The following is a 22,482-nucleotide window of genomic DNA, read 5'->3' on the forward strand; positions in this document are numbered from 1 at the left end:
GGCNCGTNAGATGTGTATAAGAGACAGGATTTGAGCTCGCGCTTTGTCGCAACGGCAGTTGCGGCCGCGCTAAAGCGCGGCCGCTCTGGCGACGTTGCAGCTGGCATTTCGGGGCGGTGGCTGTCGGGGGTCTCGGGAAGTTCGCAAGCACCGTGACTCTAAGCCCGCCGCCATTCGAGCAAACCGTTGCACGCTGGCAGTACAACCGACGCCCAGCGTTGCAGCTCGCAGCGCGTCAGCGCGTTAAGGGCGAGCGACACTGCCGGTGAAACGGCCACGGACCAAATCGTGCGGCAGCCATCGAACGCACGGCCCGCCAACGGTGAAGAGGCTCGCGAGTTTCCCGAGACCCCCGACAGCCACCGCCGAGCCACCGACACTCTTATCTCCACGCCCCCCGCCCAGCAAACCAATACCAAGCCCCCACCGGAACAAGATCAGGGCGACCCAATCTGACGCCTCAATAGCTGCCGCAAATCAACGCCGTTTCCCGCCACCAGGCCCCCTTGAAGCCCAATCCGGCGTCCCTACATACCTGTCGCGGTTGCTGAGTTTTCGGGGCCGCGAATATTTTTCCATTTCGCTCATTGAGGATATGGCTATGAGAACTGCGTTCGATTTTTCCCCTTTGTTCCGTTCCACCGTGGGTTTCGATCGGATTTTCGATCTGCTCGATAACGCGCAGCGCGTTTCCACGATCGATAACTGGCCGCCGTATGACATCGTCAAGACCGGTGAGGACCAGTACCGGGTCACGCTGGCCGTGGCTGGTTTCGGTGAGAACGAGTTGAATGTCACCCAGGAGCGTAATCTGCTGCTGGTGAGCGGTGAGAGAGCCGCTAACGACGAGACTCAGTATCTGCATCGGGGCATCGCTGGGCGTTCGTTCCAGCGTCGCTTTGAGCTGGCGGACCATGTTCGTGTTGCCGGTGCCGGTCTCGCCAATGGTTTGCTGACTATCGACCTGAAGCGTGAGATCCCCGAGGCCATGAAGCCGCGTCGGATCGATATCAAGGGCGATCTCAGCTTGCCGAAGGCGGATGCGCCGAAGATCGAGTCGGGCGTCAAAGCCGCCTGAGTTCGGTCTTAGCTGGCGAGTAGAGTCGGAACGCCGGGGCGGCACTGCCGCCTCGGCGCGTTCCGTTGTTCTGCCGCGAAACAATCGTCGAACGCGGCGCTCATGTAGTGATAGCTCTTCACGATCGCCGATCTCACATTCGCGATGTCGCGCGCTTCCGGTTTCTGGCCGAGCAGCGTTGCGATGATTTCGAGTGCCTCCCACGGATGAGTGTCATCGTAGTGCGCGTGAACGCGCAGCCACTTCATCGCCTGTTTGCGCGCCTCGTTCGAAAAGCCATTCTCATACGCTGACGAGCTGCACACGAATGCGGCCCATTCGCCTGTCGTGCCTTCGATCGCATAGTTCGTCGCGGCCATTGCGATTGCCAGGGGATCTCGCTCGCATGTGTGCCAGCACCAGTGGCTGAGTGCGTCGGCTGAGTTGGAGCGCCAGCCCGAGAGCAATTCGTCGCGGGTCAGGCCATGGGCCTGCGACCAGTCGATCCAGTACTCGACGTGGTTCTGCTCCACGCGAATATTTCGAATCAGATATTTCCTTGCCATGGCGTGGCCCGCGCCGAGGCCGTACTGCACCTTGAGCAGATTCATCGCCATGTACTGCGGGAACTGCTCGATGACCGGCCAGAAGCTGCCGAGAAAACGGCGCATCGCCGTCGCCGGCAACATACCTGCGTGCATTTGCTGAAAGATTTCGTGAGTGACGACCGCGTGTCGCGCGACATCGCAGTCGGCAATGAGCTCTTGCAGCCAGTGCGGATAACTTGCCAGCGCCATGAGTGGGCCGGTTCTAACAAACGGACTATCCATGTCGGCACGCTCCTGATCCTGTCGTCGCAATGACCGGAGCATGCTTGCCGCTCGACCACTCGTGCGTCAGGCGACATCGGGCACGTGCGTCACGAGTGCGCGTTGCGCATTGATTTGCCTTGCAGTTGCATTGCTCGAAGCAATGCACACTACAGCGGTGACAGAGTTGTGAAGTTGTATGTGCGGGAATATCGCACGCCTGCGGCCAGGTCGGAACTTGCCGGAAAACACGCACGTTCAGATCGGGATAGCAACTTACGCCGTTCCTATGTCGTCAGTACCCACCCATCGATCGCCGTGGATGAATGTCTCGCTGCCGGAATTTCCAGCGCTGCAGCGGGATATCGACGTGGATGTGCTGGTCGTCGGCGCCGGTCTGACCGGCATTACGACGGCGTATCTGCTGTTGCAGGAGGGCGTGCGGGTGGCGCTGATCGATCGCGAAAAAGTTGCCAGCGCCGACACCGCGCGCACGACTGCACATCTCACCTATGTCACCGATGAGCGCTTGCATCATCTGGCAAGTAAATTTGGCACAGATGCGGCGCGTAAGTTTTGGGAAGGCGGGGTCGTTGCTATCGATACCATCGAGCGCATTGCCGAGGAGACGGGCAACGATGCGGAGTTCGTCCGCGTGCCCGGCTATCTGCATGCTCGCATTGGGCAGATGCCGTACCCGCGGGACATCGAAGCGCTGAAGAAGGATGCTGAGCTCGCGCAGTCGTTCGGCTTCGATGCCACCTATGCCGAGAGCTTGCCCTACAGCAACATGCCCGGTGTGCACTTTGCGCAGCAGGCGAAGTTTCATCCGCGTCGGTATCTCAAAGGACTCTTGACCGTCATCCGCCAGCAAGGCGGCCTGGTGTTCGAGAACACCGCGTTCGAAGCCGTGGACGATGGCGATCCCATGACGGTGCATGCCAACGGTCGCAAGATTCGTTGCAAGTATCTGGTCATCGCCACTCACAATCCGTTGATGGGCAAGAGGGGCGCGCTGACCGCGGGCTTGTTTCAAACGAAGCTGGCGCTTTACACGAGTTACGTGCTCGGCGCCCGCTTACCGAACGGTGCGGTTCCCGAGGCTTTGTATTGGGATACAGGGGATCCGTACGAATATCTTCGCATCGAGCAGCACGACGATCATCAATACGCCATCTTTGGCGGCGAGGACGTCAAGACCGGTCAGGAGGACGATCCCGAGCGGGTGTTCGACAGATTGACGCGGCGGTTGTTCGAAGTGCTGCCGCAGGCCAAGGTCGATCGGCGCTGGCTGGGTCAAGTCGTAGAAACGGATGATGGCATGCCCTTCATCGGCGAGAACGAGGAGCGCGAGTTCATCGCGACCGGCTTTTGTGGCAACGGCTTCACGTTGGGCACATTGAGCGCGTTGATGGCTCGGGATCGGTTCCTCGGGCGCGACAACCCGTGGTTCAGCCTGCTCGCGGTGGGGCGCTCGCCGTTCCATGGGGGAGCGTGGCGCTACGTGCAAGAGAACGTCGATTACCCGTATTATTTTGTGCGCGATCGGCTGCGGCGGCCGCAGCTCGACTCCCCCGATCAGGTGGGCACGGGCGAGGGTCGGATCGTCAGCTATCAAGGCAAGAAGGTCGCGGCCTATCGCGATGAGTCCGGCAAACTGACGTTGTTGGCGCCGCAATGCACGCATCTGAAATGTCTGGTGAAGTGGAACAGTGCCGACCGCACTTGGGATTGTCCTTGCCATGGCTCGCGCTTTCGCCCGACGGGCGAGGTGCTGGGTGGGCCGGCGGAGCAGCCCTTGAAGCGGTTGCATGAGTAGGGCCAGCGACGAATACGACGTCATCGTCGTTGGGGCCGGTGCGGCGGGGTTGGCTGCAGCGGCGCATCTCAGTCGCAACGGCAAATCCGTGTGCGTGCTCGAAGCACGCGATCGCATCGGCGGTCGCATTCTCACCGTTCGTCCGCGCGGCGCGGCCGTGCCGCTGGAGCTCGGTGCCGAGTTCATTCATGGCGAATCGCCGGCGATTTTCGAGCAACTGCGCTTGGCGGGCGACGTGGCAGTGGACGCGGCGGAGACGCGATATCGCGTGCCGCAGCCCGGCCGGATGAAGCGCAGCGAAGATTTGTTCATGACCATGAAGGAACGGCTCAAGCGCATTCCCAAGCCGCGCGCCGATCTGCCGTTCGCCGAATTCCTCCAGAAACATCAGCGGCAGTTGTCGCCGACCGTCCGGGCGTTCGCGACCATGCTGGTCGAGGGGTTCGATGCAGCCGATCCCGCGCGGGCGAGCGCGGTCGAAATATTGAAAGAGTGGGCCGGCGGCAGTGCAGCCGATGCGCCGACGTTTCGGCCGCAACGAGGCTACGGCCCGTTGATGGACTCGTTGGCGGGCAGCCTCGATCCCGCGAAGACGTGTGTGCAGTTGGAATGTGCCGTCAACGAAGTGCGTTGGCGACGAGGGGAGGTGAATGTCTCGTTCGCCCAGCACGGAGAGCCCGGCTTGGTGCGTGCGGCTCAGGCGATCATTACGTTGCCGCTATCGGTGTTGCAGCTGCCGGCGCTAACGCCGGGAAGTGTTTTATTTACGCCGACACTGCCGCGGAAGCAGGTGCCGTTGTCGCGGTTGTTGATGGGGCCGGTGGTGAAGCTGGTGCTGTGTTTCTCCAGGCCGTTCTGGTCGGAGATCGACAATGGCCATCATCGCGACGTTGCGTTCTTTCATGCGCAGGGGGCGCCGTTCCCGACGTTCTGGACGACACTGCCGGTGAGAGCGCCAGTGCTGATGGCGTGGAGCGGTGGGCCGAAGGCGATGCGCCTCGTCGCGCGAAGTACGGACGAGGTGTTGCGGCCGGCGCTGGCGAGCGTCACGCAGATCTTTGGTAAGCGTCGCGATTATCGGAAGATGCTCGAAGCGGTGTATTGGCACGACTGGCAGAGCGATCCCTACTCGAGCGGAGCGTACAGTTACTCGGGCGTGGGCGGCGGTCCGGCGAGAAAGCAGTTGGCGAAGTCGGTGGAGCAGACGTTGTTCTTCGCGGGCGAGGCGCTGGACGCGGAAGAATCATCCAGCGTCGGCGGAGCACTCAGCACCGGGCAGCGGGCCGCCAAAGCATTGCTCCAGGGCTCATAACGCAGCAGCAATTCCTTTCTGTGGCTGCCGCCGGCGGCAATTAAAAAACGAGTCAGCGGCGTTATTCATCTTCGTCCGAATCCTTTTCTTTTTTCGTCTCATCCTCACTGAACCGATTCGTAAATCTCGCATTCCCCAAGCCCGTGCCAATCGTGAGCACGCCCCAGTGCTCGTACTCTCGCATGGTCGGCACTTCGCTCAGCCCCTGCACGACTGCGTCGTTATGCATCACGATCACGGTTTCGTGATCGCCAATTTTGGGAATGGCAGCGCGCAGTTTCTCCGGCAGATTGAAATTCTTGTGTTCCCAATCGCCCGGTAGATTCTGACCGCCGCGCTCGATCGAGCCGTCCGCGCCGATCACTCCTGGACAGCCGATACCGATGAACGGCGCAAGGTTCGCGCCATCCTTCTCCGCTCGCTTGATCAGACCGACCAACATATCGATGAGCCGCTGCACGGCATCTTCGCGCTCCGGTTCATCCTCGCGATGCCGCCACAGCTCTAAGTGTCCGACCGCAGCCTGCGCGAGATCTTCGCTTTTCTTGCGTCGCAGCTCCACGATGCCCGCGCGGATGTTGGTGCCACCGATGTCGACGGCGAGGATGCTGTCGTGTCCCGACAGAATCCAGGACGGCACCAGCTGAATGCAGCCGATCAATCCCGCATGATCGGCGTGATTGCGAATCGGTTTGAGATCCAGATCGAAGCCTTCCGCTTTGAGCAGCACCGAGGTGCGGCCGATCGCCAGTTCGCCGATGCGGCTGGTGCGCAGGCCGCCGCCGATCACGATGGCTTCGGTGTGTTTCCAGTCTTTCAGCTTGAGAAAGCGCCGGATGACCTGGGCGAACTCCTGCGCGAACTCCTCGATCGCGCCGTGAATCACGCCGGCCGCTTCCGCGTCGCCTTCGGTGAGCATCTTGTCGAGTTGTTTCTTGCTGATCTGCTCGCTCGGCTCGTCGCCGAGCGGATCGTCGCCAGCGCGACTGACGCGATCGCGCCAATCATCCAGGATGGCTTGAAAGGCGCGCCGGCTGGCGCGATCGCCGAGGAACCCCTCGGAGCCGCGCATCTCGGCGTTGTACGCGTCCACCGAGACCAGGCTCAGCACCTTGCCGCCATGAGCCAGCAGGGGCGGCGTGTCGTCCGTCTTCTTCGCGGTTTTCTTGGCCATTCGTGAATGCTCGAATCACCTTCGTGTAAGGCAAACACGCGCCCGAGGCATTACGTTCCAGCGGGCGCGGTGTTGCAAATCTACACACCCACGCGCGTGCCCTGATCCGGCAGGTTGCTGAGCTTCGTGGCCAGTTCGAAGCGCAGCCCGTCCGGCTCGTACGAGAGACTGACTTTGCCGCCGAAGTCCTGTGCGAGCACTTGTTCGATGAGCAGCGAGCCGAAGCCCCGCCGTTTGGGCGGCGAAACGGGAGGGCCGCCGGATTCGGCCCAGCGCAGTCGTAAGCATTGGTCGCTGTCGATGGGCTCCAGTGACCAGCGCACCGCGACCTCACCGCCTGCGGCGGACAGCGCGCCGTATTTCATCGAATTGGTCGCGAGCTCATGAATGGCCATGCCGAGCGACAGCGCCTGGCGCGCCGACAGATTTACCGGCGGTCCCTGTGCACATATTTCGCCGGGCGCCGTGCTGTGGGGGACCAATGCGCCTTCGATGATGGCGGCCATCGGCGCGCTGATCCAGCTCGATTGCGTCAGCACCATCTGTGCCTGGCCCAGCGCCTTGAGACGGCGCGAGAAAGTGATACGCGCCTCATCGAGCGAGCTGGCCGCCCGGAAGGTTTGGTCGCAGATGGAGTTGACGATGGCGAGCGTGTTCTGGATGCGATGCGCCAGCTCGGTGTTGATCAAGCTTGCCTGTTGTTGTGCCTGCATTTTGGGCGTCGTTTCGATCACCGTGTCCAGCATGCCCGCGACGCGTCCATCGTCGTCGCGGATCGGGCTGTAGCAGAAGGTGAAGTAGGCCTGCTCCGGGCGGCCGCGGCGTTCCACCATCAAAGGATAATCCTCGATGAAGGTAGGCTCGCCCGCGTAGGCGCGCTCCACGAGCGGCTCGATCATTTGCCACGCCTCCGACCAGACGGCACCGAACGGCCGGCCGAGCGCCGCCGGTTTATTGCCCAGGATGGGCTGAAAGGCATCGTTGTAGATCATGATGTGCTGTGGCCCCCACACCAGGCATTGAGGAAACGCGGAGTCCAGGACGGCGCCCACCATGGTGCGCAGTGAATGCGACCAGTCGTTGATCGGTCCGAGTGGAGTGTGGGCCCAGTCGTAGTGTCGTACCGCTTGCCCGCTGGCGCTGTGGCCAAGGAATAGATGCAGGGCGTCCGTCATTGTCATGCGCGCCGTCCTGAAGAGGTGGAGCGGAGCTGTCATTGAAATAGAGCGACGCTCTGGCCCAGGAATTCCGCGCGACTGGCATTTGTTCCGTCGCTGCCTTGCTTACCGTCACGAAATCGTCAAACACCTGACTTACTCTGGCGCGCCCGCAAAGTCTGTGCCTGCATTTGGAGTTCGTGGCGTAGCAATGACCTATCGTATGATCGCGCGCCGCGATGTTCTCAAGCTCGCGGCATCCGGCAGCCTCGCGCTGCTATCGGGAGTTGGCCAGCGCGTCTGGGCCAGCAATCCGTCCAAGGACTATCCATTCTCACTCGGCGTTGCCTCCGGAGATCCCTGGCCGGACGGCTTCGTGCTGTGGACTCGACTCGCTCCGGCGCCGCTCGAGCCCCATGGCGGCATGAAAATGGCGGTCGTCGCCGTCGATTGGGAAATTGCGGAAGACGATCGGTTCACTCGCGTCGTTCGCTCAGGGGTCGCTGCAGCTCGGCCGGAGCTGGGACACTCGGTGCACGTCGAGGCGAAAGGGCTGAAGCCGGGCTGGCGTTACTGGTATCGGTTCCGAGCCAACGGCGAATCGAGCCCGGTAGGAACCGCTCGCACGGCTACACCAGTGGGCGTCGGAATCGATCGGCTGCGCATCGGCGTGGCGGGCTGCCAGCACTACGAAGAGGGCTGGTACACCGCCTATCGTCATCTAGGTGAAGTGCCGGATCTCGACGCGATCTTTCATTACGGCGATTACATCTACGAAGGTCGCGCCCGCGACTGCGCGAAAGTGCCGAACTGCGTTCGTTCGCACGCAGGCGATGAGATCTATTCGCTCGATGACTATCGTCGACGCTACGCCCAATACAAGCTCGATCCGGATCTGCAGTTTGCGCACGCCGCCGCGCCGTTCCTGGTTTCTTACGACGACCATGAGGTGGATAACAACTGGTACAGCGAGTGCGATCAGGATGGCTCGCCCGCCGAGATTTTCCTGTTGCGGCGAGCGGCAGCGATGCAGGCGTGGTACGAGCATATGCCCGTGCGTCAGGCGCAGTATCCGACGAACGGTGGACTCAAGATGTATCGTCGGTTTGACTACGGCGATCTATTGCGCGTGCAGGTGTTGGACACGCGACAGTATCGTCACGGTGGCCTGATACAGACGGGACGGCCGCCGAAAGGTTGCAGGCTCGACAGTTCTGGACCGGTGACGATGCTGGGCACACAGCAAGAGGCTTGGCTCGCAGCGGGGCTGAGCTCGTCAGTACGCTGGAATCTCCTGGCGCAGCAGGTGATGGTGATGCCATTCACCTATCCGCAGAGTCGTGACGCGGGACGCACGAATGTCGATTCATGGAGCGGCTATGCACAAGCTCGCGAGCGGCTGGTCGCACAGATCGCTGCGCGTGATTTGAAGAACGTCGTGATTGCGACCGGTGACGTCCATCAGCATCACGCTGGCGTTGTGCCGGTGCGCGAAGGTGAGTTGGACGGGCCGGCCGCTGCAACCGAGTTCGTTTGCACGTCGATCAGCTCGGGAGGCAATGGGGTCGAGTTGAGCAAGGCGTGGCAGGACGTGCCGGCGGACAATCCTCATTGTCAGCTCTATGACGCGCGTCGCGGCTATCAAGTCTTCGATATTGGCCGCGACTCGTGGCGCACGAATGTCTGGACGATGGACAAGGTTTCGGAGCAAGGCGGCCGTGCGACGCTCACGACCAGTTTCGTCGTCGAGCATGACCGCGTCGCGTTGCATCGAGATTCCTGATCAGCCCGGCAAGCCGGCAACCGGCGCTCGATATATCGAACTAGCGATTGCGCGCGGGCAGGAGCTGCTCGATCAGAGCGTCCGGCACTTGCCACGCACGCAGCGTATTCGCGTCGACTCGGGCACTGTCCTGAATCGTCGTCGGTGTGCGCGAAAAGCGTGGCGCCGGCGCAGGTTGAACGATTCCGGCATGAGTGGTGAAGGTGCCCCGGGCGACGTTATGCGGATGGTGGATGGCTTCGCTCATCGGCAGCACCGGCGCGAAGCACGCATCGCTGTTTCCCAGCAGTTCGCACCAGTGAGCCTGCGTCTGGCTCTGAAAGATCGTCTCGAAGCGAGCGCGCATGGCCGGCCAGCAGGCCGGATTCCAATGATCCGGATAGTCGCTCACCGGAATTGCCAGTTTCCCGAGCAGCGCCGCGAAGAACTGCGGTTCGAGCGCGCCCACGCAAATCCATTTGTCATCGGCGCAGCGATAGGTGTCGTAGAAAGGTGCGCCACCGTCGAGCAGATTCGCATGCCGCTGCTCGCGCCAATTGCCCCCCGCGCGCATGGCGAACATCATGCTCATGAGCGACGCGGCGCCATCGGTCATCGCGCAATCGACGACTTGACCGACGCCTGTGCTGCGGGCATTCAACAGCGCTGCGAGTACACCCATGGCGAGATACAACGCGCCGCCGCCGAAGTCACCGACCAGGTTCAGCGGCGGTGTCGGCTTCGCGGCGTCGCCGACCGAATGCAGAGCGCCGGACAGCGCGATGTAGTTGATATCGTGACCGGCAGTGTGCGCGTTCGGTCCGTATTGTCCCCAGCCCGTCATGCGTCCATAAATCAGCTTGGGATTGTCTTTGAGCAGCACGTCCGGCCCGAGGCCGAGCTTTTCCAGCACGCCGGGACGGAAGCCTTCGATCAGCACGTCGGCGCTGCTGGCCAGGGCCCGGCACGCGGCGATGCCGACGCTCTGTTTCAAATCGACGGTGAGCGTGACGCGGCCGCGGTCGAGAATTGCGTCGAACGGTTGGGCCGGCGCATTGGGTCGCGAGATCCGAATGACTTGTGCGCCCAGGTCGGAGAGCAGCATGCCGCAGAATGGCGCCGGGCCGAGGCCGGCAAATTCCAGCACGCGCACGCCGTGCAGTGGGCCTTTTGCGGGTGCGTGCGTCGTCGCTTCGGACGATTTCGTGGGCTCGGTCGAGTTCATCGGTCACCGTGGGGTTTCAGTGCCCGANNNAAAATAGTAGTCCAGAGCAGGGCGTTCAGTACAACTGGAGTCAATGTGAGAAGCAGTATGGGCGAAGCATATATCGTGGCAGCAGTGCGCGCCGCCGGTGGCCGACGCAACGGCAAACTCTCCAGCTGGCATCCGGCGGACCTGGGGGGCGAGGTGCTCAATGCGCTCGTCGATCGCTATGGGATCGATCCGCGAGCGGTCGAGGATGTGATCGTGGGCTGTGTCAGCCAGGTCGGCGAGCAGAGCTTTCACATCGGTCGCAATGTGGTGCTGGCTTCCAAGTTGCCCGACAGCGTGCCCGCCGTTTCTATCGACCGTCAGTGCGGCTCGTCGCAGCAAGCAGTGCACTTCGCCGCGCAGGCGGTGATGTCCGGGACGCAAGACGTCGTGATTGCGGCTGGCGTCGAGAGCATGAGCCGAGTGCCGATGGGCTCGCCCGTTGCGTTGGCCGAGAAGGCGGGAATCGGTACGGGTCCCTGGAGCGAGCGCATTCGCAAGCGCTACGGTGTGCAGCAGTTCAGCCAGTTCACGGGCGCGCAGATGCTTGCCGAGAAATATGGCTTCAGTCGCGAGCAGCTGGATCAATACGCATTGCGAAGTCATCAACGCGCTGCCGCTGCGATTCAAGCCGATGCGTTCAAAGATGAGATTGTGCCTTTGCGCGCAGCCGACGGCAGTCTGCATACGACGGATGAGGGCGTTCGCTTCGATGCGAGCATGGAGGCCATCGGTTCAGTGAAACTGTTGCAGGAAGGCGGCGTGCTGAGCGCAGCGAATTCGAGTCAGGTCTGCGACGGTGCGTCCGCGGTGCTCGTCGTCAACGAGCGTGCTTTGAAGACGCACAACCTCCAGCCGCTGGCTCGCATCCACAATCTCACAGTCACTGCCGGCGATCCGGTCATCATGCTCGAAGAGCCGATTCCGGCGACCCGGCGCGCCCTGGAGCGAGCGGGCCTGAGCATCGATGACATCGATTTGTTTGAGATCAACGAGGCGTTCGCCTCGGTAACGCTGGCCTGGTTGAAAGCTACCGGCGCAGATCCCGACCGGCTGAACGTCAACGGCGGGGCGATCGCGTTGGGCCATCCCCTCGGGGCGACGGGTGCCAAGCTGATGGCAACGCTGGTTCATGCTCTGCGCAAACGCGGCAAGCGCTATGGCTTGCAGGCGATGTGCGAGGGCGGTGGTATCGCCAACGTGACCATCGTCGAGGCGCTCTGATCGGGCGCGAGCTGCGAACGCAGGTGATCAGAGCTTGGTGTCGTCCGTGCAGAACACGGGGCGACGCTTTTCCTGCATGGCCTTGACTGCTTCACGGTGGTCGGCGGATCGCGCCGACACCGACTCGTAGGCGATGCCAGCGTCCATTACACCGAGCGCGACGCGCTTCAGTTCCAGGTTCATCAGCACTTTGGTCCAGCGAATCGCCTGCATGGAACCGTGCTTCAGGCGGTTGCAGAACGCCGTGACCGCATCATCGAGCTGACTGGGACTGACGCAGTGATTGATGAGGCCGATGTCCGCGGCATGCTTTGCCGTCATCGGCTCGCCGGTCAGCAAATATTCCTTGGCGCGACCCAGACCGATTCGCTGCGCCCAGATCGCCGCGCCGCCGTCGCCTGCAACCAGGCCCACGCAGACGTGCGGATCGCCAATCTTCGAGCTGTCGTGTGCGATGACGATATCGCAGAGTAACGCCAGCGTCGCGCCGAGGCCGATTGCATGGCCATTCATCCGGCACACCAGCGGCTTGTCCAGATCCAGCATGGCGAACACGATGCGCTTGGCAATGCGAGCCTCGTGATCGAACAGTTCCGGCTTCGAGGCATTGCGAGCGAGATGCTCGATGTCGCTGCCGGCGCAGAATGCGCGCCCCGCTCCAGTCAATACGACGATATCGGACTGCGTATCAGTGGCGGCAAAGTTGAATGCGTCGGCCAGCTCATCGTGCATTTCCAGGTTGACGGCATTGAGTGCGTCGGGACGATTCAGCGTGATGGTCAGCACCCGATCCTTGTGTGCCAGTGTCAAAGTGTTATAGCTGCGCACGAGGTCACCTCTTGGAATTTTGCCCGGATCGAAACGCCCGCGGTCGCCGGAGCCCCCCAAGCCCGCGCGGATGCCGGTCGCATTGGCTCGAGCCATGGTGAGGTACTGCTCGTCTGTTAAGTTATCACCGTACACGGCGAAGGTGTATCGGTTCGACGGATCGGTCCATTCCGCCCGCAGCGACAGCAGCTCATAACCTTGCTGAGCAAACTGCTGTGTCGAAATAGAATTTTGACGTGTGATATAGATTGCCCGCGAGCGCCGGCGAACTGGTGAACCAGGTTTGATAGCATTCAGTCAACGAATGATTGGATGCGGAGCTCGCCATGAATCTGTCCGGCAGGAAGATCGTCATCACCGGTGCGTTCGGCGCGCTGGGTTCCAAAGTAGCTGTTGCTGTGCGCGCCGCCGGCGCAAGCGTCACTTGTATCGACTTCTCGTCGCCTGACAGGGCGCCGGAGTCGTTGCGGGGCTGCGTGCTGCTCGGCGGGGTCGATCTTGGCATACCCGACGCGGCGGCGGCGGCGTTGCGAGCCGCCGCCAAACAAATGGGCGGGCTCGACGGGCTGGTCAACATCGCTGGCGGCTTTCGCTGGGAAAAGATCCAGGGCGGCGGCATTGCCACCTGGGATCAGCTCTACGGCGTCAACCTACGCACTGCCGTCAATGCGGTGCAGGCCGCGTTGCCGTTGGTCGGCAAAGAGCACGGGCGAATCATCAACGTTGGCGCCGCCGCTTCAATCAAAGCCGGCGCGGGCATGGGCGCATACGCGGCTTCCAAAGCAGGCGTTGCGAAGCTCACGGAAGCGCTCGCCGATGAGCTGAAGGATCAGGGCGTGTGCGTCAACGCCATTCTGCCGAGCATCATCGACACGCCGGCGAATCGCGCTGACATGCCCGATGCGGATTACGCACGTTGGGTCCAGCCCGAGCAGATCGCCGATCTGGTGGTGTTTCTGTTGTCGAATCACTCCAGTGCGATCACTGGCGCACTGATTCCGATCGTGGGCCGGGTTTGAGGGCAAATGCCAGACCGCGGCGTGGAGTGTTCCACGACGCGGTCTGGCACCCCAGTCACAGCGAGCGTGCGATCACCATGCGTTGAATGTCGGAGGTGCCTTCATAGATCTGGCACACGCGCACGTCGCGATAGATCTTGGCCAGGCCGAACTCTTCGAGATAACCGTAGCCGCCGAGCGTCTGGATGGCGCCGGAGCAAACGGCTTCCGCGGTTTCGGATGCCACCAGCTTGGCCATCGAGGCTTCTTTCAAGCAGGGGGCGCCGGTGTCTTTGACGCTGGCGGCATGCAGCACCAGCTGACGAGCGGCTTCGAGTCGCGCGGCCAGATCGGCCAGACGGAAGCCGACGGCCTGATGCTCGATGATGGCCTTGCCCATCGAACGGCGTTCCTTCGCATAGCCGCTGGCGATTTCGAGCGCGGCCTGCGCCATACCGATGGATTGCGAGGCGATACCGATGCGGCCCGCTTCGAGATTCGACAGCGCGATCCGATAGCCCTGACCTTCGGCGCCCAGGCGCAGCGCGCTCTCGATGCGCAGATCGTCGAAACGCAGGCTGCAAGTGTCGGAAGCCAGCTGGCCCAGCTTGTGCTCGACTTTGTCGACCACGTAACCGGGACGATCGGTCGGCACCAGGAAGGCCGAGATGCCTTTCTTGCCCGCTTCGGGATCGGTGACCGCGAATACGATCGCGAGTCCGCCGATCTTGCCCGAGCTGATGAACTGCTTGCTGCCGTTGATCACATAACCGTCGGCGACTCTGGTGGCGCGCGTGCGCAGGGCGGAAGCGTCCGAGCCCGCATCCGCTTCGGTCAATGCGAAAGCGCCGATCATGCGGCCGCTGAGCAGGTCGGGCAGGAAGCGATCCTGTTGTTCGGCGTTGCCATCCTTCAGCAGCGCGGAAACGATCAGGCTGTTCTGGATGGAGAGGATGGTGGACAGCGCGCCGTCGGCGGCCGCGACTTCCATCAGCGCGAGCGCATACGACACATAGTCGGCACCGGCGCCGCCTTTCTCTTCGGGCGCGGTCATGCCCATCAGGCCCAGCTCGGCGAGCTCCTGGAACAACTCTGGCGGATAAGCGCGGGCGGTTTCGTAGCTCAGCGCGTTCGGGCGAATGCGTTCCTGAGCGAACTCGCGGACGGCTTCGGCAATGGTTTGCTGCGTGGGGGTGAGTAACATCGGCTCGATCTTCGGTAAACAGGACGACGGCGTCGGACGGCAAGGATGGCGGTGGAGCCGCTCGGGTGCAAATGGCAGCGGCTGCGGCCTGCTGCCGAGCGAAAATCATGTCGCATCCAGCCAAAACAGCGCATTTGTGTTGCAAAAAATGGCCATTCGACGGGCAGGTCAATACCGGACGTGAGGCGCTGATTCCGCCTGCCTTCCCGGGCCGAGGGGTGTTTTACTTCCAAGCGGCGCGTTATAGGGCTTGACCAGCGCCGCTGCGCAGCCGGCACGCTCGATCTGCTCCGAGCTCGCGTCGTGGTACAGCGTCGTTCGCTGCCGGCAAGGGCGGCCCAACTCCGCTATGAGCTGCTGCATTTGCCCAGGCTTGAGTTCCTGGCCGTGTGCTGCGCCGGCGGCGCGGCTGATGGACTCGTTCATGAGTGTGCCGCCCAGGTCGTTCGCTCCAGCCCGCAGACAGCGTTGTGCCCACTGCGGCCCTAGTTTCACCCATGAGACCTGCACGTTCGACACGAGGGGATGCAATACCAAGCGAGCCACTGCATGCATCAGCAACGTTTCTCTCAATGTCGGCCCCTTGCGTGCGCGGCCGCGTAGATACATTGGAGCTTCCATGTGAACGAAGGGCAGGGGGACGAACTCGGTCAATCCCCCGGTCACCTGCTGCAGCCGTCGCAACAGCAACAGATGCCTGGCACAGTGCTCATACCCTTCCACGTGACCGAACATGATCGTCGCCGTCGTCGACAGCCCGACTCGATGTGCCTCTGCGACGACGTCCAGCCATTGCTGCGTGCTCAGCTTGTCAGGCGCGAGGATGCGGCGAACGTCATCGTCTAGAATTTCCGCTGCCGTGCCTGGCAGCGACCCCAATCCCGCCCGCTTGAGCTCGATGAGAAACTCCTGCACCGAGATTCCCAACGTTTGCGCACCGTGGCTGACCTCGAGCGGCGAGAACGCGTGAATGTGAATCTGCGGTTGCGCCTGCTTCGCCGCTCGGCAAATCTCCAAATAGGTGTGTCCAGTAAAGGATGGATGGATCCCACCCTGCATGCATACTTCCGTGCCGCCGCGTTCCCAGGCTTCTCGCACACGCCGGCGGATTTCATCCAGGTCGACCAGATATGGCGCGCCACGAAGGTGTTCGTGAGTACGGCCTTTGGAGAAGGCGCAGAAGCCGCACTTGTACAAGCAAACGTTCGTGTAATTGATGTTGCGAACGACGGCATAGCTGACAGTGTCGCCGACCGCTTGCTGTCGCACTTGGTCGGCGATTTCACAAGCGCGGACGAAATCGGCGCCCCGCGCGGTGAAGAGCTCGGCGATCTCGCTTTCCGCCAGCTCGTTGCCAGCAGTCGCTCGCTGCACGAGGTCAGCGATTCGCGAGCGTCGCGGCACTGCTGACACCGGCACATCGCGATAGTCATCTTCATACGTCGGCTCTGCCGCTCCAGCACACCAACGACCGACGCGTGCCCATCCGGCACCGTCCGATTGTCTGAGCACCGGCGTTTGCAGCTCATCCGCCAGCCATTCATGACGAGCCCGAACATAGCTGGGGTAAACAGTGAGTCGCTCGACGAGATCACACCCTGCGCGAGCCGTCTGCGCCGCAAGCTGCTCCAGATGCGGCCAAGGCGCCTCCGGATTGACATGATCTGGAGTGAGCGGCGATACACCGCCCCAATCGTTGATGCCCGCCGCGATGAGATCAGTCAGATCGCCGTCGTACAAATTCGGCGGCGCCTGAATACTCATCTGCGCGCCGAACATCAATCGAGCGACGGCGATGGTCCAGCACAACTCATCATTGGACGGCTCTGGAGCGTGCTGCATTTTTGTGCCGGGTTTGGCGCGGAAGTTCTGAATGATGATTTCTTGCAGATGGCCGTAGCGATCGGACAGATCGCGCAATGCCAGCAGTGCATCGATACGTTCGCGCCTTGTTTCACCGATGCCGATGAGAATGCCGCTGGTCATCGGGATTCGTGCTGCGCCGGCCAGGCGCAATGTTTCCAACCTTCGCGCAGGCAGTTTGTCGGGCGAGCCGTAGTGTGGGCCGCCACGCTCGCACAGACGTTCCGATGCCGACTCCAACATGATGCCCATGGATGGCGCGACGTGCCGCAGCCGCGCAAGATCCTCCGCACTCATCAACCCAGGATTGAGGTGTGGGAGCAGCCCGGTTTTACGCAGCACTAGCGCCGCGACGTGTTCGAGATAGGCCAGGGTCGTCGCAAAGCCCAGCTCGGCGAGCGCGTCGCGCGCCCACGCATAACGCAGCTCTGGCTGATCGCCCAGTGTGAACAGCACCTCTTTGCAGCCTAACGCGGCACCGTCTTGGGCAATCCGAAGCACCTCCTCCGGGCTGAGATACGGTTTCGACAAGCGGCCAGGCGTCTTCGCAAACGTGCAATAGTGGCAGACGTCACGACACAACTGCGTCAGAGGTACGAAGACTTTGCGCGAGTAGCTGACGCGCGTTCCCCACCCTTGTTCGCGAAGTCTTGCAGCGAACGTAGCAAGCTCACGCCAGTCAGTATGCAACAGGAACTCGGAGCATTGCTCCGAGGCCGGTCGCGATTCCAGCCAGGGGAATGTCATCGCATCCCCCACAAATATTCCAAGTCGTCGGCGCAATCCAGATCGAGCGCGAGCTCCTCGATCTCCAGTACACGCGTCACGAGATTGGCCGCGCGAGTGGCTTCGAGATGTCGCGCGAAGCTGGAGTTGCCGAAGCACGGCGCAATCACATGCGGCGGCGAGCAGAGCAATGCGTTCGTGCCTTCGTGTCGACGATCGGGTACGAGCACCACTTGCTCGCGCGATGTTTGAGCGTCGAAGAGTGCATCCACCGCAGGAACGCAGATTAACGGCAGGTCACCAGGCACCATCAATACGCGCGCGGGTGCCGTATGCAAACACTGCAGCGCCGCTTCGAGCGCCGCCGACATCCCGATATCATCATTTTGCATGATAGTTCTCGCCCGCAGCGACCGGGCGAACCAGGCGACTTCGCGGCTCGACGTGACGACCGCGACGGCATCGATATTCCTGCTCTCGTGCAGGGCGAGGATCACCCGTTGCGCCAGCGTGAAGAAAAGTTGCTTGCGCTGTTCGGCATCGAGCACGTCAGAGAGTCGCGACTTGGCGCGCTCGCTCGATTTCAGAGGAAGCAATGCCCAGGTCGATGCCGGCATACCGAGGTCTTTGTCTGTCAGGATCCGCAGCGCCCATTCACGGTCCTGTAGAAAGCCCCTTCGTAGGTCAGTTGTTCCTCGACTGCCAGGCAGTGCCGGGCCGGGACCGGGCGTATGCCGATCAATACGGCAATGGGCAATTCCCGCCCGTGTTGCTGGAAGGTCAGGTAGCGAATGAGCACTGCAGCTGAGGCCCTATTGCCATGGCCGGTCGATGATTTTTCCAAGTACGGTTCGGTCGAGGCGCGGCCGGTCGGCAAGATCCAGGGATATGTGGGACGTGCGATGCACCGCAATTGGGTGTCCATCCCGCATGTCACGCATCACGACGACGCCGATGTCACCGATTTCGAGCGGCGCCGGAAGGAATGGAATGCCGCACATCCCGGCGACAAGCGCACGTTGCTGCCGGTCTTGATGAAGGCCAGCGTCGCGGCGTTACAGCGGCATCCGAGCTTCAATTGTTCGCTGAGCGCCGACGGCGCGACGTTGTTCGCGAAGAGCTACTTCAACATCGGCGTCGCGGTCGATGTGCCGAGCGGGTTACTCGTGCCGGTGATCCGCAACTGCGATCAGAAGGACGTGGGTCAGATCGCGCGTGAAGTCGTACAGATTTCGGAGAAGGCGCGCACCAAGGGCTTGTCGATCGCCGAGATGGCGGGTGGTTGTTTCACCTTGTCATCGCTCGGGCACATTGGCGGCACGGCGTTCACTCCCATCATCAATGCGCCGGAAGTAGCGATCCTTGGCATTTGTCGAACGCAGGATCGCTTCGTGCCGGACGCTGACGGCAATCCTGTTTTGAAACAGCTGCTGCCGCTTTCGCTCAGTTACGACCACCGGGTGATCAATGGCGCCGACGCGGCTCGCTTCGTGCGCTTCATTGCCGAGTGGCTGGGCACCTATCGGTTTGAATAGCTACGGATTGGGGATCGGTGCGGAAGCTGCTGTCGCTACTGGCTGTTCGGTCGGAGCAGGTGAAGCTTGCGCCGGCGGGGCAGGCGGCTCTGGTACAACCAGCGCCGCGACGTTGACGACGCTCGGATCGTCACGAAGTTTCAGATAGAGACCGCCTTGGCCCGGTCGCGGCACGGGCAGGGCGCGGCCCGGAAAGCCGACGGGCACGGCGACCGGTTCCTTGAAGTCGGGATTGCTGGCGACCGAATCGACCAGAAACAAATTGACGCCGGTGAGCTTGCAGGACTGGGCAGGATCCGACGGGCAATCCAGACCTTTCAGCACGGGCAGTCGAACCAGGGTCACCAGGGGCTGCCAGTCGCCCGCGACCCCTTTGTGCACGACGCGGAACTTCAACGGGCCGAACGCGGAGAACCCGAAGGCTTTGGTTGGATCGAACGTCGCGACCGCGACCTTGCTGTCAGCCAGGGTGAGTGTGCGATTGGCGAGGCTCAGCGTGGTCGAAAGGGCTTCATCGGCGCTGGCCACTTCGATGTTTGCATCACGGCTGAAGATGGCCGGCGATTTCGCGCGCACCGAGAAGATGAGCTGTGCGTCTTGCGGCAGCTGGTTCTCGCTCGCGAGCTGGATGTTGCTCGAGTCGCCCGACACCACTTGCACGCTCTTACCGACCAGTTCCACGCGCGGACGCGGTGCTGCCACCGCGACGTTGACTGCGTAGCTACGGCCATCGCGGAGGGTGACTTTCGCTTTCGCAGCGTCGCCTTGCTGCAAGCTCGGCGCCGGCGTGTCGGTCGCCTCGACAGGTTTCACTTCGAGCCGCAGCTGATCGCTCTCCGGATTGGCCATGTCGGCAGCGGGCACGAATTCGAGCCCCTTCAACGACAGCGCTGCGACGTCGGCGAGCCGGCTGCCTTTGAGCACGCCGTGGGATTCACCCTCATGCATGGTGAAGCTTTCGAACCGACCGGCTTCGGGGTAGGCACGCAGCTCGACGGGATGCGGCTCCGGCGAACCGAATTGTGAGACGAACAACGTCAAAGCGCCGGGCTGTGCCTGCTGCAAGGCCAGGTTGATCTCGACTTCGTTCGCTTTCACCGGCGACCAATCCACGCGCAGTTCCTTGCCGGTGGGGTCCTTCACCATGATGCGATCGATGCAAGCGACGCTGCCGCTTTGCAGATGAATCGTATTGGCGCGACCGATGATCAACGAGGTGTCGTCTGGCGACGCCGGCGCCCAGGTTTGCGAATGCGTGTTGACGAGCTGGAAGCCGGGGCCGTTGAACTTGTCGAAGCCCCAGTAACCATGCAGCGAACCGCGGAAACGGTCGGCCAGACTGGCGTTGCCGAGCGGCGAGGTGTCGATCAGGAAGCCGCCTTGCGTGGCATCCGCCATCGCGGGCAACTCGATCACTTCGCCATTCGCGCCCGCGACTCGAAGCACCGTGTGATGCGCATACTCCGTCGCGAACACCAGCGGCGCACCCTCGACGGGCAGCACGAGCCGATCCTTGCGCACGCAGTAAATATCTTTCGGGCTCACTGCGTGCAGCGGCGGCGGCAGCGCTTGTTCCACGGCGGGCAGGGCCGCGACCAGCACCGACTTTGGATTCTGAAATGACGGCGGCGTGTTGAGCGTCAGCGTGAGCTCTTTATCCACGGCCGTGGCCAGCGCCGGAATGTATTGGTAGTTGGCGACGCGAAACGAATCGAACAACCGGCCCAGATCTCGCAGCGAAGCAAGATACGGACTGTAATAGCCATAGTTCGCTTGTGGTGTCGCACTCGCCGCCATGACCAGATCGCTCGCGGGACCCTTCGTGAGTGCCTCGACGATGGACATGCTGTGGCCGTCGTTGAGAATCAATGTTTCCTGTCCTTGCATCAGACAGGGAGCCTGCAGTTGCGGCAGCCGGTCGAGACATTTCTCATCGACGCGAATGCCGAGGCTGCGCGCCAGTAGCGGCGTGGTGTCCTTCAGCACCGCGGGGTTGGCGGCGTTCAGATGGCGGATCGAAGTGAGATAACGCTCCAGCCGCGAGCGATCGAGGGTTGCCTGGTTCAGATCCTGCGTCGAACGCACGAACGCGCCCGGCCGGCCGCGCACTGCGTTGACCAATGTCTTGAAATCGCCGCCGTCCTCGGGCGCCAGGAAGATGAGCGCCTGTTGAGCGCCCTCTGGAACCGTGACGGTCAGTCCCTTTTCCATGCAGGCGCGCTTCCACGTCTCGCATTTGAAGAACCAGTTCTTGGGCGGCGGATTGGTGGGGCCGCGCAGGAAGCTGAGCACCAGCAGGTAGTGCTCGGACTGCGACTTCGGAAAATCGGCTTTGATCCACAGCTTGTCGCCCTCGGCCAGGTGTGGGACCTGGGCGATCGGCAGGGTGGTTTTATCCCGGGAAACCGTGGCCTCGAGCGTCGGCCCCTGCAGATCGAACGGGGCATTGGTGGCCGCCGCGTGGGCGGAAGTGACCGCGAGCACCGCAAGGGTCGTAAGCCATCGGCAAAGTCGCAAGCTCATGGGGGCGAATCGTAGGGCACAGCGTTGTTACGGCCAACCCGCTTGACAGCCCCTACCAACAAGGGGAGAGATTTATTCGTCCGCAGGATCGGAAAATAAACCTGTCCCCTTTTTCGCCGCTCAGCTGCCGTTCAGCTTGGGTCGATGAGCCCTCAATTCCTGGCGGACGAGGGCGGCGCGGACTGGTCGATGCCGAAGCGCTGGACCAGTGCGTCGTACTGCTTGCGCGAGATGGTGATCATGGCGCCATGCCGGACTTTCGGCGGCAGGCTGTATTTGTCCCAGGTCGAGAAGAACGTGTACCCGGAGATCTGGTACCACGGGCCGGACAGCTTATCGGCGACCGACAGGCCGTATGACACGCCCGGATACTGCTCGTAATAGAGATACCAGATTTCGCCATTTGGCGACGGAATCAGCATCGGCGCTTCGCGGAAGTTCGGGCTGAGCGGCGGGCTCAGGTTTTCATAGGGGCCGAGCAGCTTGTCGGAACTGGCGATGCGAATGGTCTTGCCGGTGACCCAGTCGAGCGTCGGATAGGTTTCGTCCTTGATGATCGCCCAGTACTTGCCTTCGGCCTGGCGCAGGAACACGTCGATGGTGCCCATCTCCCACGACAGCAATCGCTTGGGCGGCGCCGAGAATTTCTTCAGGTCCTTGGACGTCACATACAGCGTGCGCTGACTGGCCCAGTAGCGCTCGGCGTCCTCGGGCGTGCCTTCCAGGTGCGGCGTGTGCCAGGTCATCACGAACTGTTTGGAAGGCTCGTCGAAATAGATTTTCGGCGCGCCGATTCTTTGCAGCGCCTGCGAGTAGCCCGGCGTTGCTTTCAAGTCGGGCGTGTAGGTGCTGAAGCGCTTCCATTCGATCAGATCGCGCGAAGACCAGATGTTGATGGTCGGCGCAGAATCGCTTTCGTTGCCCGCAATGTAATAAGTGCCATCGGGGCCGCGTGCGATGTCGGGATGGCCTCGATAGTCGTCGGTGATGCGCTTGCCGTCGTTCAGGCGATACCAGTGCAGTCCATCGAGACTGACGCTGTAGTAGAGGCGGCCGTAGTCGGCGTGCGTCATGTGAGCGAACAAATATGCTTCGTTCACAGGCTGCTCGCCTGCGCGAACCTGGCCCGGCGGGTCCGGTTGACGCGCCAACGCGACAGCTGTGAACAATGTGGCGCCCAGTAGCAGTCGTCGCGAAATCTTCAATGCAGTCATGGCAATTCCCCCGATCACAGCGACG

Annotated in this window: 17 protein-coding genes; 7 read left to right on the top strand and 10 right to left on the bottom strand. The window is 62.0% G+C overall.

Annotation, left to right across the window (positions count from 1 at the left end; translation table 11 throughout):
* Nucleotides 1-601: 601 nt before the first annotated feature.
* Nucleotides 602-1,078, top strand: a complete 477-nt coding sequence (locus D0550_RS23245) for an Hsp20 family protein (protein ID WP_116811585.1) — start codon at nt 602-604, stop codon at nt 1,076-1,078.
* 8 nt (nt 1,079-1,086) lie between these two features.
* Here D0550_RS23245 and D0550_RS23250 read toward each other — a convergent pair whose 3' ends face one another.
* Nucleotides 1,087-1,887, bottom strand: a complete 801-nt coding sequence (locus D0550_RS23250; RefSeq protein WP_116811586.1) for an iron-containing redox enzyme family protein — start codon at nt 1,885-1,887, stop codon at nt 1,087-1,089.
* A 301-nt stretch (nt 1,888-2,188) separates the two neighbouring features.
* Here D0550_RS23250 and D0550_RS23255 point away from each other — a divergent pair, with 301 nt between their 5' ends.
* The gene (locus D0550_RS23255) at nt 2,189-3,685 is read left to right on the top strand and encodes an FAD-dependent oxidoreductase (RefSeq protein ID WP_161965995.1); all 1,497 of its coding nucleotides are present in this window, start codon (nt 2,189-2,191) and stop codon (nt 3,683-3,685) included.
* Nucleotides 3,678-4,997: a flavin monoamine oxidase family protein gene (locus tag D0550_RS23260; RefSeq protein WP_116811588.1), complete on the top strand. Its 1,320-nt coding sequence runs from the start codon at nt 3,678-3,680 to the stop codon at nt 4,995-4,997. The genes D0550_RS23255 and D0550_RS23260 overlap by 8 nt, the downstream gene beginning before the upstream one ends.
* Nucleotides 4,998-5,058: 61 nt before the next feature.
* Here the strand turns inward: D0550_RS23260 and D0550_RS23265 are convergent, their stop codons facing one another.
* Together D0550_RS23265 and D0550_RS23270 are read right to left on the bottom strand one after the other, a co-directional pair.
* Nucleotides 5,059-6,171, bottom strand: a complete 1,113-nt coding sequence (locus tag D0550_RS23265; protein ID WP_116811589.1) for an ROK family protein — start codon at nt 6,169-6,171, stop codon at nt 5,059-5,061.
* A gap of 80 nt (nt 6,172-6,251) precedes the next feature.
* Nucleotides 6,252-7,352 carry a sensor histidine kinase gene (locus D0550_RS23270; RefSeq protein ID WP_206606486.1) on the bottom strand — a complete coding sequence of 367 codons (1,101 nt, stop codon included), beginning with the start codon at nt 7,350-7,352 and terminating at the stop codon, nt 6,252-6,254.
* 187 nt (nt 7,353-7,539) lie between these two features.
* Between D0550_RS23270 and D0550_RS23275 the strand changes: the two genes are divergently transcribed.
* Complete coding sequence (locus D0550_RS23275) at nt 7,540-9,111, top strand: alkaline phosphatase D family protein (RefSeq protein ID WP_161965996.1); 1,572 nt, start codon at nt 7,540-7,542, stop codon at nt 9,109-9,111.
* Nucleotides 9,112-9,151: 40 nt separating this feature from the next.
* Here D0550_RS23275 and D0550_RS23280 read toward each other — a convergent pair whose 3' ends face one another.
* The gene (locus D0550_RS23280; protein WP_116811591.1) at nt 9,152-10,315 is read right to left on the bottom strand and encodes a CaiB/BaiF CoA transferase family protein; all 1,164 of its coding nucleotides are present in this window, start codon (nt 10,313-10,315) and stop codon (nt 9,152-9,154) included.
* Between the two features lie 87 nt (nt 10,316-10,402).
* Between D0550_RS23280 and D0550_RS23285 the strand changes: the two genes are divergently transcribed.
* On the top strand, nt 10,403-11,566 hold the full coding sequence (locus D0550_RS23285) for an acetyl-CoA C-acetyltransferase (RefSeq protein ID WP_116811592.1): 1,164 nt from the start codon (nt 10,403-10,405) through the stop codon (nt 11,564-11,566).
* 27 nt (nt 11,567-11,593) lie between these two features.
* On the opposite strand, the gene D0550_RS23290 is transcribed toward D0550_RS23285, so the two are convergent.
* Complete coding sequence (locus D0550_RS23290) at nt 11,594-12,490, bottom strand: enoyl-CoA hydratase/isomerase family protein (RefSeq protein ID WP_116811626.1); 897 nt, start codon at nt 12,488-12,490, stop codon at nt 11,594-11,596.
* Nucleotides 12,491-12,720: 230 nt separating this feature from the next.
* On the opposite strand from D0550_RS23290, the gene D0550_RS23295 reads away from it, so the two are divergent.
* The gene (locus tag D0550_RS23295; RefSeq protein WP_116811627.1) at nt 12,721-13,413 is read left to right on the top strand and encodes an SDR family NAD(P)-dependent oxidoreductase; all 693 of its coding nucleotides are present in this window, start codon (nt 12,721-12,723) and stop codon (nt 13,411-13,413) included.
* Between the two features lie 55 nt (nt 13,414-13,468).
* Here the strand turns inward: D0550_RS23295 and D0550_RS23300 are convergent, their stop codons facing one another.
* The 3 genes from D0550_RS23300 to cofC all read right to left on the bottom strand — a co-directional run bounded on the left by D0550_RS23300 (nt 13,469) and on the right by cofC (nt 17,802).
* The gene (locus D0550_RS23300; protein ID WP_116811593.1) at nt 13,469-14,596 is read right to left on the bottom strand and encodes an acyl-CoA dehydrogenase family protein; all 1,128 of its coding nucleotides are present in this window, start codon (nt 14,594-14,596) and stop codon (nt 13,469-13,471) included.
* 168 nt (nt 14,597-14,764) lie between these two features.
* Nucleotides 14,765-17,206 (bottom strand): 5-amino-6-(D-ribitylamino)uracil--L-tyrosine 4-hydroxyphenyl transferase CofH, encoded by a 2,442-nt coding sequence (gene cofH, locus D0550_RS23305; RefSeq protein ID WP_116811594.1) that lies wholly within the window; start codon nt 17,204-17,206, stop codon nt 14,765-14,767.
* Nucleotides 17,203-17,802 (bottom strand): 2-phospho-L-lactate guanylyltransferase, encoded by a 600-nt coding sequence (gene cofC, locus D0550_RS23310; RefSeq protein WP_116811595.1) that lies wholly within the window; start codon nt 17,800-17,802, stop codon nt 17,203-17,205. Before cofC ends, cofH begins: the two co-directional genes overlap by 4 nt.
* A gap of 174 nt (nt 17,803-17,976) precedes the next feature.
* Between cofC and D0550_RS23315 the strand changes: the two genes are divergently transcribed.
* Nucleotides 17,977-18,720, top strand: coding sequence for a 2-oxo acid dehydrogenase subunit E2 (locus D0550_RS23315; RefSeq protein ID WP_116811596.1), 744 nt, complete (start codon nt 17,977-17,979; stop codon nt 18,718-18,720).
* Here the strand turns inward: D0550_RS23315 and D0550_RS23320 are convergent, their stop codons facing one another.
* Both D0550_RS23320 and D0550_RS23325 read right to left on the bottom strand, forming a co-directional pair.
* Entirely contained in the window at nt 18,721-21,243 is a 2,523-nt protein-coding gene (locus D0550_RS23320; RefSeq protein WP_153067293.1) for a hypothetical protein, read from the bottom strand.
* A gap of 152 nt (nt 21,244-21,395) precedes the next feature.
* Entirely contained in the window at nt 21,396-22,457 is a 1,062-nt protein-coding gene (locus tag D0550_RS23325) for a family 43 glycosylhydrolase (RefSeq protein WP_116811598.1), read from the bottom strand.
* Nucleotides 22,458-22,482: the final 25 nt, after the last annotated feature.

Source organism: Steroidobacter cummioxidans, from assembly GCF_003104955.1.

Bases quoted from the DNA above. Each gene is read 5' to 3' on its own strand.
- D0550_RS23300 (WP_116811593.1), bottom strand. From the start codon at position 14,596: ATGTTACTCACCCCCACGCAGCAAACCATTGCCGAAGCCGTCCGCGAG.
- D0550_RS23270 (WP_206606486.1), bottom strand. From the start codon at position 7,352: ATGACAATGACGGACGCCCTGCATCTATTCCTTGGCCACAGCGCCAGC.
- cofC (WP_116811595.1), bottom strand. From the start codon at position 17,802: ATGCCGGCATCGACCTGGGCATTGCTTCCTCTGAAATCGAGCGAGCGC.
- D0550_RS23315 (WP_116811596.1), top strand. From the start codon at position 17,977: ATGAGCACTGCAGCTGAGGCCCTATTGCCATGGCCGGTCGATGATTTT.
- D0550_RS23265 (WP_116811589.1), bottom strand. From the start codon at position 6,171: ATGGCCAAGAAAACCGCGAAGAAGACGGACGACACGCCGCCCCTGCTG.
- D0550_RS23275 (WP_161965996.1), top strand. From the start codon at position 7,540: ATGACCTATCGTATGATCGCGCGCCGCGATGTTCTCAAGCTCGCGGCA.
- D0550_RS23285 (WP_116811592.1), top strand. From the start codon at position 10,403: ATGGGCGAAGCATATATCGTGGCAGCAGTGCGCGCCGCCGGTGGCCGA.
- D0550_RS23290 (WP_116811626.1), bottom strand. From the start codon at position 12,490: ATGGCTCGAGCCAATGCGACCGGCATCCGCGCGGGCTTGGGGGGCTCC.
- D0550_RS23280 (WP_116811591.1), bottom strand. From the start codon at position 10,315: ATGAACTCGACCGAGCCCACGAAATCGTCCGAAGCGACGACGCACGCA.
- cofH (WP_116811594.1), bottom strand. From the start codon at position 17,206: ATGACATTCCCCTGGCTGGAATCGCGACCGGCCTCGGAGCAATGCTCC.
- D0550_RS23260 (WP_116811588.1), top strand. From the start codon at position 3,678: ATGAGTAGGGCCAGCGACGAATACGACGTCATCGTCGTTGGGGCCGGT.
- D0550_RS23250 (WP_116811586.1), bottom strand. From the start codon at position 1,887: ATGGATAGTCCGTTTGTTAGAACCGGCCCACTCATGGCGCTGGCAAGT.
- D0550_RS23320 (WP_153067293.1), bottom strand. From the start codon at position 21,243: ATGAGCTTGCGACTTTGCCGATGGCTTACGACCCTTGCGGTGCTCGCG.
- D0550_RS23325 (WP_116811598.1), bottom strand. From the start codon at position 22,457: ATGACTGCATTGAAGATTTCGCGACGACTGCTACTGGGCGCCACATTG.
- D0550_RS23255 (WP_161965995.1), top strand. From the start codon at position 2,189: ATGAATGTCTCGCTGCCGGAATTTCCAGCGCTGCAGCGGGATATCGAC.
- D0550_RS23245 (WP_116811585.1), top strand. From the start codon at position 602: ATGAGAACTGCGTTCGATTTTTCCCCTTTGTTCCGTTCCACCGTGGGT.
- D0550_RS23295 (WP_116811627.1), top strand. From the start codon at position 12,721: ATGAATCTGTCCGGCAGGAAGATCGTCATCACCGGTGCGTTCGGCGCG.